Here is a 13,739-nt window from a genome sequence, read left to right as displayed (position 1 = left end):
ACCGACATCCCTCCCACCCAGCAAGGAGCATCAAAATGCCCGCCATCGTCCCCGTCCGCACCGCCAGCGGCATCCTGACCACCTCGATCCTCTGGACGCCCCGCCCCGGTGGCCCCATCCCGCACGCGGCATGGGGCCACGTGATCCGCATCCCCGCCGAAGCGCTGCCCGCCGCCATCAACCCCGAACCGGTGGACGCCGTCATCATCGAACGGTGGCGCGACGGCCACGCCGACACCTACATCGCGGTGGCGCCCATCCACAACGCGTCGTTCCTGTCCCCTCCGCTGGGACGCCGAGACCGCCCAGGCCGTCGATATCGCCTGCTGGGCGACTCACAGCGAAGCCTTCATGGCAACCCGCACCCTGGCCGACACCTACAACAGCCACCACGAGGGCGAGAACCGCACCACCGCCACCATCGCGTACGTCCCCGCGCTCGGGACACGTCGCGTAATCGGACCCACCTGGGGCGGCACCCTCAACTCGCACAGCGGCCGCATCGTCGTGTACGCCGACCACGAGCCCGAGCCCATCGGCACCGTCACCCGATACACGGCCGGGGCGCGCATGCTCGCCAAGCACCACGGCGTACCCGTCCGCCGCCTCGACCTGGACGACGAGCACTGACCCCTGTGCACTCCCGGCCGCCAGCACGGCCGGGAGCGACTCCACCCCACCTACCCCTGATCGGAGCACCATGAGCATCACCACCAGCCCGGCCGCCGGCCCCAGCGCCGTCACCCCAGGGACGCTCCTCGATATCCCGAGCAGCGCCATGCCGCCGGAACTGCTCGACCCGCCGGCCCCCGCCGTGGTGATCGAGACGGGCGGCGGCCGGGACGGCACCGCGTGCATCGCGGCCGTGGCGCTGGAGTGGACGCCGTTCCTGACCTTTCGCTGGAGCGCCAAGACGCCCGGAGTTGCCGACGTGGCCGCGTGGCCGGACCTGGTCGAGGCGCGCATGGCCGCCAGGGCGCTGACCCTCCTGCTCGACCAGGAGGCGCGCGGCGAGGCGCTCCGGCCGCTCGTGTACTGCCGCGAGGCCGGCGCTGACAGGCCGCGCTGGCGGCTGATCGGCCCGTCCTGGGGCGGCACCGTCGAGCAGGTCCGTGAGGGGCGCGTGCGCGTGTTCACCGACCATGTCCCCGACCCGGTCGGCTACTCGGCGAGCTTGCGGGCGGGAGCGCGCAGACTGGCCAGGCTCCACTGCATGCCGGCCGCCGTCCTGGTGTAGAACCGGCCGATCTTCTAGGGCCTCCCACTTGCCCATTTAATAAATCTGTCCTACACTTTTCTTGTGAGCACGGGGGCTGCGACTCTCCGGGCTCACAGGAAAAAACCACAGCCCCAGGAGGCCACACATCATGACCCCGCTCGCCGAGATCGCCGCCCGCTACATGCACGCCCGCGAGTACGCCGCCCTCGCCGAGGCGATCCCGGCCGTCCCCGCCCGCTACGGCCAGATGGCCGAGCTGATCGGCCACGCCGCCGACGCCTACCGCGACGCCGCCACCCGCGCCGGACTCGCCACCGAGGGCATGGAGGAGCACAAGATCCTGCCCCCCTCGCGCCCGTCTTCTCGGTCAGGGCCCTCCGCGGCTGGCTCACAAAGTGCCCTTATGGCAGCGCCCCCCGCCTCGACTTCGGCGGCATCAAGGCCAGGGCCGAGGAGCGGTACGGCAAGGCGTTCCCCGACCTGGTGCCGTGCGAGGAGTGCGAGGAGATCGACGACCACAAGGTGTGGTGCACCTCCGAGATCAGCATCGAGGACGACGTCAACGCCGTCATGGCCGAAATCGTTCACGAGGAGGACCTGCCCGGCTCGTGGCAGTTCGCCCCCGTCGAGGTGGTCCGCACTCTCGCCGCCAACCGCGCCCGCATGATCGGCCTGACCCGGATCGCCGTCGAGGCCAAGGTGCCCGCCGCCATCCCGCCGAACGTGGACGACTTCTTCGCCGCCCTCTCGGCCAACTAGCCCTCCCGGCCCGCCCCGCCCGGGGCGGGCCCCACCCCCGGAGAGACCGCGATGAGCCACCCCGAGATCATCATCCCCACCCGCGTCCACAGCTGGCGCGAAGGCAGCGACTACCCGACCGTCGTCATCGACCGGTACGACTGGCTTCGCTGCGCCGCACCGTGCAACAACGACCCCCACAGCAGCGGTTTCGAGTTCCTGCCCAACGAGCCCCACCTGGCCACCCTGCCCGAGGGCACCAACCTCGACAGCCTGTACGTCTGCCTCGCCTGCGGCAAGGTCATCGACATCGACGTGCCCGCATGGAACCCCCGCAGCATCGAGGCCACCCGCCCCCGCCACCCCGGCCAGACCAGCCTCACCGCGTCCGCCCGGCCCGCCGGCCCCGACAACTAGCCCACCCGCACTCGACCAGGCCGCGAACACTTACCTGTGACGACGGGCCCGCCCTCGCCGGGCGGGCCCCACACCCCTTGGAGCCCCACATGACCAACGCCGTAGCCGTCTTCCTCCCGCTGATCACCGCCCTCAACACCATGACCCCCACCGGCATCCGGTGGGAGGTCACCGAGACCCCCGACGCCGCCCCGGACGGCGCCACCAGCCTGGAGGCGTACACGCTCCGCAAGGTCATCGCGGACGACGTACCGCGCGAGAACTGGACCGGCAGCGACTTCACCGACGACATCATCGAGACCCTGCTCCACACCCTCAACGAGCACCACAGCCGCGCGGCCACCTACTGGTACAGCAGCGGCCTGGACGACGACGTCCACGACCCTGACCAGCCGGAGACGATCGCCCACATCGAGTTCTGGCGGCTGCACGACACGGAGGCGTACAAGGCCGAGCTGCTGGACGAGGAGATGCCGGAGCCCGGCCACATCGCCCTCACCGTCGAGTTCGACTTCGAGGAGACCCGCGTCTACGACGTGACCACCCGCATCATCGTGCCGGAGGAGATTCGCGACGACCGGCACGCGGTGCGCCGGTTCCTGCGCGACAACATGGACTGGTACGACGAACTCGACCGTGCCGACTTCTCCGCGCCGGACGACGACCGCGAGGACGTGATCAGCAACGTCCGCATCGTGAAGAGAGAGACCGCCCAGTGAGCAACGGCAAGCAGGTCATCATCGTCCAAGACCACGCCTCCGGCGCCTACGAGGTGTTCGGCCACGTCTTCACCGACAAGGGCCTTCAAGAGCTGGAGGCCGAAGCCGCGCAGCGCGGGCTCACCGTCGTCGCCCGCGCCCGCCTCACCTCCAAGAGCGACCTCGCCAACCGCCCCTACTAGCCCCCCGGTCACGACGGCCGCCACCCCGCCCGGGTGGCGGCCGTCGCCATGCCCGTGAGCAGGCTCGCGCGACGTTAAGGCCTCAACCCGGCATCCTCCCCGGCGACCAACACCGACCCGTCACGGGGGAGCGATGAAGAAGATCCAGGCCCGCTACTACCACAACGGCCGCGTGAGCCCGATCAAGCTGATCGTCATGCACTCCATGGAGGCCCCGGAGAAGCCCACCACGGCCGAGGCGGTCGCCAACTGGTTCGCCACCAGCAGCCCCAAGACCTCCGCGCACGTGTGCGTGGACTCCAACAGCAGCGTGCGGTGCGTGGACGACAACGACACCGCATGGGCCGCGCCGAACGCCAACGCCTCCGGCCTGCACATCGAGCTGACCGGCTACGCCCGACAGACCCGCGCCCAGTGGCTCGACGCATTCAGCCTGGCCACCCTCAAAAACGCCGCTAAGGTCGCCGCGGCCTGGGTGAAGAAGTACGACATCCCGATCCGGCACCTCACCCCCGCCCAGGTGCGCGCCGGCCACAAGGGGTTCTGCGCCCACGTCGACGTCACCAGGGCGTACCCGGGCACCGGCTCCCACACCGACCCCGGCGCCGTCTTCCCCTGGGACCGCTTCCTCGCCATGGTCAAGGCCGAGGTGAACGGCGAGCCGGCCAAGCCCGTCTCCTGGTCGCGGACGCTCGTCTACACCAAGGGCAAGGCCATGATGAAGGGCGCCGACGTCGAGGCATGGCAGGCCATCCTCAACGAGCTGGGCTACGACGTGGACGTGGACGGCCTGTACGGTCTCGGCTCCACCGAGGCGACCAAGAAGGCCCAGTCCAAGCTGAAGGTCCTCGTCACCGGCACCGTGGACAAGACCACGTGGCAGGCCGGCCAGAAGGCGGCCAGCAAGTGAACTTCGCCGCCGCCCTCTCCTACCTCTGAGGCCCCTCCGCTCGGGTCGGTGTGTCTGGTGACCAGCCCCAAAGTAGCTCTCTGTAATCACCGCTACGTTGTCTTGATCTTGTGGGGACATAAAGAGAACGTTAAGATTCGCCTGACTTCGCAGAATCGCCAGTCGGAAGGAAACCCCAATGTCCCGACGCTTTTCGCGTGCCCGCTTACGATTACTGTTAGTGGCGACTATATCTTTATCCGTAGCCGCATCCATTCTCGCCCCCGTTCCGGCAATTGCGGAACCCACCCCCGCTCCCAGCACGCCGGCCGCCCCCGTGGAGCCGACATCACCGGTGGAGAAGGCCCAGGCCGAGGCCAAGAGCACGGGGCGCAAGGTGGTAATTCCGAGCCTGCACACCGAAACCTCCACCACCTATGCGAACACTGACGGCAAAACTCTCGTTACCGAACTCCATACTGATCTGATACGAGTGAAACAAGGTGACGCCTGGCAACCGGTGGACACTACGCTCGTCGTTGACGGCGGCGTGATCCGTCCGCGTTCCACCAAATCGCAACTCGTCCTCTCCTCCGGTGGCGGCGACCAGTTGCTCAGTATGGCAGGCGAAAAAGCCGGCTCGGAATTCAAGCTGCGCGCCGGGAAGAAGCTGCCCGTCCCGCGTTTGTCCGGCAACCGCGCGCAATATGCCGACGCGTACGGTCCAGGCATCGACCTGGTCGTCACCGCGACGTCGACGGGTTTCCGGCAGGAGATCGTCATCCGGCAGCGCCCCACTCAGCCTCTGCGGCTGAAGGTGCCGGTCGAGCTGCCAGCGAAGCTCTCGTACAAGAAGAACGGCAACGGCGGCCTGGTCCTTCGTGACAGCACCGGTCGCGACGCCAAGAATGACAAGCCGCTGCCGACGCCCTACATGGTGGACGCCGGCGTGAACCTCGCCATCGGCGAGGAGGGCCGGGTGGGCAAGGTCGCCACCACCCTGGAGAAGGACGGTGACCGCGAGGTCGTAGTACTCAACCCCGACCAGGACTTCCTCTCCGACTCGGCAGTCACCTACCCGGTGACCCTCATGAGCGCGTCCACGGACTGGACCGAACTGCCCGTCGGCAACGACACGTTCATCAACAACTCCTCCTACCAAAACGGCTACGCCAACAGCGGCGCCTACCACCTCCAGGCCGGCAAGACCAACGACGGCACGGTGACCTGGCGTACCTACATCCGGTTCGACGAGATCCCAGAGGACTCCCCACTACGAGGCGGACGGGTGAAGAACGCCGACCTCATTCTCTGGAACATCTCCTCCAATGACTGCGGCGACGTCGTTGGCTCCGGAATCACCGCCCGCCGCGTCACCCAGCGCTGGGACGTGTCCACCCTGACGTGGAGCAACCAGCCGAGGGTCACCAGCACCGGCTCCGACAACGAGCCTGGCGCCTACCTACCGGGATGCTCGCGCGGATACATGGACTACGAGTGGGATCTGTACCACTACGTCAACGACATCGTCCAGGAATGGGCGAACGGCGAGCCGAACTACGGCTTCCAGCTCACCTCCGGCAGTGAGGGCGAGCGGACCAACTGGCGCGCGTACCGCTCCAACGAGTGGGGGGAGAACTTCGACGGCTCCCACGGTCCCAAGCTCGTCATCGGTTACGAGCCGGCTATCACCGAGGCCACCGTCTATTGGGGCCTTCCGAGGGACGCGCCCATCACGTCCGACACCCTGGCGGACTACAGGAGCAACCTCACCGACTCCCCGCTGCCCCCAGCCGCGGTCACGCCGGAACAGGCCGCTGCCACAGCACAGGCCGAGGGCACGATCAGCGAGGCGGACCTGGCCAACCTCCGCGACCCGGAAGGCATGTCGCCCGAGCAGGCCACGGCCGAGGTGGACCCCAACATGCCGCCGTATGACACACCGCCGGAGGCGGCGATCGCAGGAGAGTGGCACTTCGACGAGGGTACGGGGAGAACCGCCGCCGACGCCTCAGAGAACGCCTACGATGCGATGCTGAACGAGACCACGGCATGGACGGCCGGCAAGAATGGCAAGGCCGTGACGAATCTGCCTCCCGCCAGCCCGCAAGTGAGGAAGAGCACCGGCCTGCTCGACGCGCACTTGAACGGCACGTCCACCACCGCCGCACCGCCGGCAGCCGTCGAGGCCGCGACGGCGGTGAGCGGTCTCACTGTGGATCCCTCCCAGGTGGTCAACGGCACCGTCGTCACATCGTCCTTGACGCCGACGTTGAAGGCCACGGTGACCGAGTCGGCGGGCAGCGCCTCGAACGTCGAGTTCCAGGTTGCGCGGTACTCCGACGACGTCGTGGTCTGGTCGGGCTCTGCAGCGAATGTGGCCTCCGGCTCTCAGGCTTCGGTCAAGGTCGGCACGGGCGTCCTGATCGACGGTATCCGTTAAGCCACGACGCCCGGCTCGACACCCGCCTGGTCGGCATGGCAGTACTTCACCGCCGACGTCCCTGAAGCGGTGGTGGACCAGTTCCAGGTCACTCCGTCGCAGGTGGTCAACAACGCGATCGTCAGCTCCTCACTGACTCCGACGCTGCTGGCCCGAGTGACCGACCCCCTCGGCGGCGCTTCCACCGTGGCGGTCGAGGTGGCCCGCTACGTGGACGACGTCGTGATCTGGTCAGGCACGGCGACCAACGTGACCTCCGGAACGCAAGCCTCATTCACGGTGCCAACCGGCAAGCTGCTGGACGGAACGCGATACGAATGGCGCGTCAAAGAGCCACGACGCCCGGCTCGACACCCGCCTGGTCGGCATGGCAGTACTTCACCGCCGACGTCCCTGAAGCGGTGGTGGACCAGTTCCAGGTCACTCCGTCCGAGATCGTGGACGGCGTCGCGGTCACCACCTCGCTGACTCCGACCTTGCTGGCCCGGGTGACCGACCCCCTCGGCGGTGCTTCCACCGTGGCGGTCGAGGTGGCCCGCTACGTGGACGATGTCGTGATCTGGTCGGGCACGGCGGCGAACGTGGCCTCCGGAAGGCAGGCGTCGGTGACGGTGCCGGCCGGTGAACTGTCCGACCAGACCGCCTACGAGTTCCGCGTCAAGGCCACCACTCCAGGCTCGACCCCGTCCTGGAGCGCCTGGCAGAAGTTCACGATCGACGTCTTCGATCCCGCGAAGGACCCGGCGATCAGCCAGCCACAGGTCATTCCCTCCCAGAGCGACGCCGGAGTCACGGTGACCTCCTCGACCACCCCGGAACTACGCGTGGTGGTCGCCCATCCCCAGGCCGCGGCTTCCCGCTTGGAGTTCGAGGTCGAGCATGACCCGGCGGCCCCCCAGGGTCAGGGCAGCGGCCAGATCTGGACCGCCGCGCTGAGCGGTGTGGCCTCCGGCAGCGCTGCAACGGTGAACGTCCCCGCCGGCAAAAGCCGGGCGTGGGTGAGTTGCAGGTGACTCCTTCGCAGGTGGTCGATGGCGCGAGGGTGACCACGGTGCTCACACCGACCCTGCACACGCAGGTGACCTACGCGCCCGGTGGAACGCTGCGGGCCGAGTTCGAAGTGGAACACGACCCGTCAGCCCCCGCAGGCCAGGGCACCGGCCAGATCTGGACCGGCGGCGTGGACGGCGTGGCGGCCGGCACGCAGGGATCGCTGGCCGTTCCGGCCGGCACGCTGACCGATGGCTGGGTCGTGCGCTGGCGCGCCCGCTCCCTCGCCGGCCAGTTCGCCTCGCCATGGTCGGACTGGCAGCAGCTCACCGTCAAGCGGCCGGAATCCGCGCCCGCGGTGCAAGAACTGCAGGTCACGCCGGCCCAGACGGTGAACGACAAGACGGTCACGTCCTCGCTCACCCCCGCGCTGCGGGCCACCGTCACCGACCCGCGTGGTGACGCGCTCAAGGCCGAGTTCGAAGTGGAACACGACCCGTCAGCCCCCGCAGGCCAGGACGGCTGGATCGTCCGCTGGCGCGTACGCGCCTCCTCCACCACCACGGCCTCCGGCTGGTCCGACTGGCAGCAACTCACCATCGACCTGCCCAAGCCGGCGGTGGACGGTCTGCAGGTCGCTCCGGCCAGGACCGTGGACGGGATCACGGCGACGAAGTCGCTGACCCCCACAGTCAGCGCGGTCGTCACCAATCCCGCCGGCACGTCATCACGGGTCGAGTTCGAAGTGGAACACGACCCGTCAGCCCCCGCAGGCCAGGGCACCGGCCAGATCTGGGCAGGCGCCGTGGACGACGTCGCCTCCGGCATGCGGACAAGCGTCACCGTTCCCGACGGCGAGCTGACCGATAGCTGGCTGGTCCGCTGGCGGGCCAGGGCCACGGCAGGTCAGGTGACCGCCGGGTGGTCCGCCTGGCAGAAGCTCAAGATCGACCTCATCCAGGCCGGCGAGGAACCCCTTGCCCAGACCAGCGCGCCCGTGCTGAACACCGACCGCAGCTTCACCGTCACCGCGTGGTTGCGGTGGAGCGACAAGGACGGCGACTACAGCGTGGTCGAGCAGCGGGGCGGCCACCAGGCGCCGTTCCGCCTGGGCAACACACCGGGTGATGGACTCGTGTTCACCTTCACCGCAGCCGACCAGGCTGGCGCGACGGTCGAAGGGGTGAAGTCCGGTGTCGAGCCGCCCGTGAATCAATGGTTCCACCTGGCCGGCGTGTACGACGCGGCGACCAAGAAGGTGTCGCTCTACCTGAACGGTCAACTCCTCGGGTCTGAGACGCTCGGTTTCGCGAGCTGGCAGTCCGAGGCCGTCACGGCTCTCGGCGCTCAGATGCTGGGAGACCTCGATGAGCTCTGGATCCACAGCCGGGCGCTTCCCGCGAACGAGGTGGCGCAGAGCGCGGGCATCGCCAGCTCCTCCGGGCCGGTTTCCACGCCTTCAAAGATGAGGAGCACCGGCGCGGTCACCCAGGCCACCGCCGCCAACAACTACGTCTACGACCGGATCAAGGATACCAATGAGTGCCTCGCCAAGCCGCTGAGCCTGTACGAGGCCAAGACGGCGCGCAATCCGCTGGGCAAGAACCCCCTGGGCTACACGAAGAACCACTTCGCGTACTGCATCAGCGCCCAGCCCTCCGTCGTCATAGAGAAGAAGATCAACGGCAGAATGACGGAGACCGACATCGCGGCCTTCGACCTCGTGATCATCGGCCGGACCTTCCAGGGCAGCCGGGAGATCGAGTTCGACGTTCACGTTCTCGACGTGGACGACAACTACCGGGGCAGCCGCTTCGAGAACGAATCGTTCACGATGGGCATGAGCGTGACGGGATCTCCCAGCAACAACGCCTGCAAGCAGGTCGTGGGCGGCCAGTACCAGCAGGTCTACGCCGGGCAGGAGGAATACTGGAACGACAGATCAGTGACCTTCAAGTTCGAGTCACCAGAGCCTGCGGCGGGCGGCTGGACGCCGAAGACCAACGAGAACATCGCCACATGCGTCTTCGCGCTCACGATGAGCGCCCCGCACGTGCCTAATCTGAAGTACAACAACCTGGGCCCGAAGCAGACGGTACGCTGCGACTCGGCGTCCTACATCAACTGGTACGGATCGGGCTGCATCTTCCGCCATCTGGTTCCGTCGATCAAGCTGCGGCAGGCGCAGTTCCCGAACGCCTTCGACCACATCTCGAAGGCGTTCAGCAACCCGTCCGCCACCGACCCCAAGCCGGGCGGGAACCGCCTGACGTGGCCGAAGCAGGTCACGACGCCGGACAAGGTCTTCCCCGGGTTCTCCAAGCTCAACCCGCTGCACCGGCTCCGTGACGACAACCGCATCGACCGCAACAGAAACCGATCGGTGAGCATTTGCGCCCGCCAGATCAAGGCGAGCTGGAAGAACAGCGACAACGTGCCCTGGACCTCCACGGTCGAGCAGTGCGACGAGTTCCCCTTCGCCAGCACGTACGAGGGCGCCTGGGTCTGGTGGACGAAGACGCCGCCGACTGATCCGTGTTGCTCCTCGTATCCGTCGAACCCGGCGAGATTCAACATGACGGTGAAACTCATCCCGGCCGGCGAGAACAGATCTTGGGGCGACCTGTCCGTGGGTGGACTGGGCCGTTTCTACGTCCATGACCGCGTGCTGTCGCAGGACGCGTTCTTCGTACGGCTGTACGACTCCGCCGAGAAACTCCTCAACCCACAACCCTGATGAACCCTGACAGTGAGGTTCCGGCCCGCTGGTCGGAACCTCACTGTCTTCAACGGCGCTGCGACCAGAACTGGAAGCGATACGCCTCGATGCCGGTGGGCGGTTTCTGCCCGACCTTACGCCTGCCCGGCCCGGGCCGTCGGCTCGCGCGGACGGCCCAAACTTGAGCCGTCTCCCCGAGATCCAGCACCTTCGGCGCGCGGTTGCCCAGCGTCTGAACGAGGGCCAGACGCCCGGAACTGGCGAACAGCTCCGCCGTGCAGGTCAGCGCCCAGTTCTCGGCATCGGCGGGCGGCTCCTCGTCCCACTTCTCCAGCGCCACCTCGACCACGTGCCAGTCGTCCGCGCTCTCCACAAAGGCGAGGTTGGCCGCGGCCACGAACCACACGCCGGGGCTGTGTAAGCGCTGTATGAGGTCGTCCATCGAGGGCGCGTCGTCCGGGAGGTTCCTGGATCCATCCTCATCCATGATCATGAAGCTGTAGCTCTCGACCTTGAGGGTCTCGTCGATACGCGCGATCAGCTTGGGCATCTGTCTCCCTCATGGTGGATGATCTCGGCGTCACCCTAACACCAACCTTCCGTGCCTGACCTTCGTGCGATCGTGCTGCGACTGAACCGAAGAACGGTTGCCGGCGCAGAGGCGCGAAGCGAAGGACCGTCTGATCTCTTACCAATTGTCAACGTTTGGAGCTTTTGGGGCGTCTGTTCATCAGGAGGCGTTGTGAAGGTTCTGAACGACGGCTTGGGTCCACCCCGCCCCGGCCCTCGATTCCGAGTAGGGGCTGCTGCGAGCCTCCACGGCGCAACACAACGGCTCCCCAGCGATGCTGGGGAGCCGTTGTCGTGTCAATAGGCGATACCGCAGCTCAACGGGATGGCGTCGGCGTCGAGCTCGTCGCCGGCGAGGCCTCCGCGGCCGCCGTGGTGCACGGCTCCGCCGCAGGTCAGCGAAACGGCCTTGCCATCATGAAGCGCGGCTGCGCTATTGACAGGGCCCCGAGTCCGCCCGAAGCGACCCCGGCGCACATAGCGCCTCCAAGCGGGCCCGGCGGGCCTACGCCAAGGGCCTGCGCCAAGGGCCTGCGCGTTTTACTCCTGATAACGTTCCTTCTCAAGAACAAAAAATCATGATCGGAAGGAGCCGGATGACGGCCCTTGCCCCCCGCGGCGCCGCCACCCGGGCGGCCCTGGAGGTGCCCGCCCGCCCGAGCACACGGCCGTCGACTTCGCGCTGAGCGACGCGACGCTCCAGGCGCTGACCGACGCGGTCCCCGCCTCGACCCGGCGCGTCTACAGCGCCGACATGAAAGCCTTCAGCGCGTGGTGCCGGGAGAACGGCCGGGTCCCGCTCCCGGCCACGGCCGCCACGCTCGCCGAGTACGTCCGGCACCTGACCGTCACCCCGGGCAGGCGCGGCACGCTCCGCTCCCCCTCGCCCATCAAACGCGCCATGGCCGCCATCCGCACCACGCACGAGCTGGCCGGCCATCTCAAGCCGGAGACCAAGGCCGCCCGCACCATCCTCACCGGCTACCGGCACCGGCTCGCCCTGGCCAAGGACCCGGCCGCCCAGGCCCGCAAGGCCGCCCCCGCCGTCCCTGACGCGCTGCGGGCGATGCTGGCCACCCTCGACCGCACCACCCTGGCCGGGCAGCGCGACGCCGTGCTGTTCCTGCTCGGCTACGCCACCGCCGCCCGCGCCGGCGAGCTGGTCGCCCTCGACATCGCCGACGTCGCCGAGACGGAGGAGGGCCTGGACGTCACCGTCTACCGGCCCAAGCTCAAGAAGTTCACCGAGGTGGCCGTGCCGTACGGCAAGGTGCCGGCCACCTGCCCGGTGCGGGCCGTCCGCGCTTACCTGGCGGGCTTGGCCGCCGCCGGGCGCACCACCGGCCCGCTGTTCGTCCGGATCGACAAGGGCGGCCACGTGGCCCGCCCGCTGACGCGCAAGGGCAGGCCGATCGGCGACCCGCACGGCCGCCTGACCGCCGAGAGCGTGACCGACGTCGTCAACGGCGCGGCGACGGCGGCCGGGCTGAGCGGCAAGTGGACCGGCCACTCGCTGCGGCGCGGATTCGCCACCGCCGCCCGCCGCGCCGGGACCCACCTGGAGCGCATCGGCCGCCACGGCGGATGGGCCGACAACTCCACCGCCTTGCTCGGCTACGTCGAGGACGCCGACCGCTGGACCGACAACCCCGTGACCGGCCTGTGAGGGCCCTGGCAATGATGTACGGAACCCCGCTCCGGTAACCGTCACGGATATACGGAAAATTTGCCGTGACCGCGTGACGATAAGCGGGGGCAGTGGCAGCATGGACCGTAACGAGCGGAGCGGCGGAAATGCCTCCGTCACGCCACGGTGTGACGGAACGCGAATCCGCCGACCGTCACGGCCCACCGGAGGGACGCGATGACGACCGACCACCCGCACTCCGAAGGCGCACGCCGGTGCGCTTCCCCCTTCTGTCGCAAGGAGCTGCCCGCCGGCGCCACTCCCCGGCGCCGCTACTGCTCCGGGGCCTGCCGCCAGGCCGCCTGGCGCATCGAGCACCCGTTCGCCGTCACCCGGCCCGCCCCGGCCGGCAAGGACGAGCTGGAGGCGCTGGAGGAGGCCGTGCGCCGGCGCGCCGCCCACCTGGCCGCCCTCGCCCAGCACGTCGTCACCGCGCCCACCGGCAGCGCCAGGCAGACGGCCGCGCTGCGTACCCTGCCCGACCTGGTGGAGAACCTGCTGGCCGCGCACGTCACCGCCCGCCGCGCCGCTGGGCACACCTGGGACCAGATCGGCCAGGAGCTGGCACTGCACCCCGACACCGCCCGCCGCCGCTTCGGCCACCCGAGCCCGCCGCCCCCGCCGAGCCCGTCACGCTTCACAGCACCGCAGAGGACACGGGACCACGGGCCGACCGTGAACCTGTGGCGGAGCAGGCCGCGCCGCCGAGCCCGGCGCCGGAGCCCGCCGGCGACGACGACGTCGTGCGGCCGTGGACCTCCGAGGCCGACCCCGCCCGGCGGCCGCGCTGGTACACCGACGCCGAGCTCGACGCCGTCCAGGTCATCAAGAGCGACATCGCCGACGACGTCCCGATCTACTGGGTCGTCATCGCCGGCGAGCTGCTGGGCACCGTGACCCGCCGTCTGGGCGGCCATGGCTGGCACGCCTACCACCGCAACGGCACCCTGGCCATGCACACCGGCCGCGGCAAGCACCCGGCCACCAAGGACGCCGCCGTGCTCGACCTGGTGGCCGACGTCCAGCGCGTCTGGCAGAACCGCCGCGCCCGCACGTCAGTAAGCCGCCACTGATTCACGTACAAGATCGCACGGAGCGATCCCCCGGCCCCCCTTGGAACTGCGAGGGGGCCGGGGGCTCGCCGGTAAGGTTGAGCCGCACGCCCT

Annotated in this window: 14 protein-coding genes; 12 read left to right on the top strand and 2 right to left on the bottom strand. The window is 68.7% G+C overall.

The genetic code is table 11. The features are described from left to right. The first annotated feature begins 351 nt into the window (after positions 1–351). The 10 genes from IO39_RS43010 (at position 352) to IO39_RS42965 (ending at position 10,334) form a co-directional block, all read left to right on the top strand. A complete protein-coding gene (locus tag IO39_RS43010; protein ID WP_043637368.1) occupies positions 352–630 on the top strand; it encodes a hypothetical protein in 279 nt (92 codons plus the stop codon). A 70-nt stretch (positions 631–700) separates the two neighbouring features. Then, complete coding sequence (locus IO39_RS43005) at positions 701–1,237, top strand: hypothetical protein (protein ID WP_043637363.1); 537 nt, start codon at positions 701–703, stop codon at positions 1,235–1,237. A 465-nt stretch (positions 1,238–1,702) separates the two neighbouring features. After that, positions 1,703–1,978 (top strand): hypothetical protein, encoded by a 276-nt coding sequence (locus tag IO39_RS43000; RefSeq protein WP_043637360.1) that lies wholly within the window; start codon positions 1,703–1,705, stop codon positions 1,976–1,978. Between the two features lie 51 nt (positions 1,979–2,029). Further along, entirely contained in the window at positions 2,030–2,374 is a 345-nt protein-coding gene (locus IO39_RS42995) for a hypothetical protein (protein WP_043637356.1), read from the top strand. 89 nt (positions 2,375–2,463) lie between these two features. Next, the gene (locus tag IO39_RS42990; RefSeq protein ID WP_043637353.1) at positions 2,464–3,093 is read left to right on the top strand and encodes a hypothetical protein; all 630 of its coding nucleotides are present in this window, start codon (positions 2,464–2,466) and stop codon (positions 3,091–3,093) included. Next, complete coding sequence (locus IO39_RS42985; protein ID WP_043637350.1) at positions 3,090–3,275, top strand: hypothetical protein; 186 nt, start codon at positions 3,090–3,092, stop codon at positions 3,273–3,275. The genes IO39_RS42990 and IO39_RS42985 overlap by 4 nt, the downstream gene beginning before the upstream one ends. A gap of 133 nt (positions 3,276–3,408) precedes the next feature. After that, entirely contained in the window at positions 3,409–4,185 is a 777-nt protein-coding gene (locus IO39_RS42980; RefSeq protein WP_043637348.1) for a peptidoglycan recognition protein family protein, read from the top strand. Between the two features lie 334 nt (positions 4,186–4,519). Next, complete coding sequence (locus IO39_RS42975; protein ID WP_169789224.1) at positions 4,520–6,607, top strand: DNRLRE domain-containing protein; 2,088 nt, start codon at positions 4,520–4,522, stop codon at positions 6,605–6,607. A 317-nt stretch (positions 6,608–6,924) separates the two neighbouring features. Continuing rightward, on the top strand, positions 6,925–7,620 hold the full coding sequence (locus tag IO39_RS42970) for a hypothetical protein (RefSeq protein ID WP_157549798.1): 696 nt from the start codon (positions 6,925–6,927) through the stop codon (positions 7,618–7,620). 38 nt (positions 7,621–7,658) lie between these two features. Next, positions 7,659–10,334, top strand: a complete 2,676-nt coding sequence (locus IO39_RS42965) for a LamG-like jellyroll fold domain-containing protein (protein ID WP_157549796.1) — start codon at positions 7,659–7,661, stop codon at positions 10,332–10,334. Between the two features lie 49 nt (positions 10,335–10,383). On the opposite strand, the gene IO39_RS42960 is transcribed toward IO39_RS42965, so the two are convergent. Beyond that, a complete protein-coding gene (locus tag IO39_RS42960; RefSeq protein WP_043637340.1) occupies positions 10,384–10,866 on the bottom strand; it encodes a hypothetical protein in 483 nt (160 codons plus the stop codon). Between the two features lie 774 nt (positions 10,867–11,640). Here IO39_RS42960 and IO39_RS42955 point away from each other — a divergent pair. After that, complete coding sequence (locus IO39_RS42955) at positions 11,641–12,552, top strand: tyrosine-type recombinase/integrase (protein ID WP_084774544.1); 912 nt, start codon at positions 11,641–11,643, stop codon at positions 12,550–12,552. Positions 12,553–12,845: 293 nt separating this feature from the next. Here IO39_RS42955 and IO39_RS55575 read toward each other — a convergent pair whose 3' ends face one another. Beyond that, the gene (locus IO39_RS55575; RefSeq protein WP_157549794.1) at positions 12,846–13,214 is read right to left on the bottom strand and encodes a hypothetical protein; all 369 of its coding nucleotides are present in this window, start codon (positions 13,212–13,214) and stop codon (positions 12,846–12,848) included. Positions 13,215–13,256: 42 nt separating this feature from the next. On the opposite strand from IO39_RS55575, the gene IO39_RS55570 reads away from it, so the two are divergent. After that, positions 13,257–13,646 (top strand): hypothetical protein, encoded by a 390-nt coding sequence (locus tag IO39_RS55570; RefSeq protein ID WP_043637337.1) that lies wholly within the window; start codon positions 13,257–13,259, stop codon positions 13,644–13,646. The last annotated feature ends 93 nt before the right edge of the window (positions 13,647–13,739 follow it).

The sequence above is a fragment of the Nonomuraea candida genome (assembly GCF_000725485.1).
GTDB classification, from domain to species: domain Bacteria; phylum Actinomycetota; class Actinomycetes; order Streptosporangiales; family Streptosporangiaceae; genus Nonomuraea; species Nonomuraea candida.
Note: the sequence above shows the minus strand (reverse complement) of the source record. Positions and strands in the feature narration are given on the sequence as shown.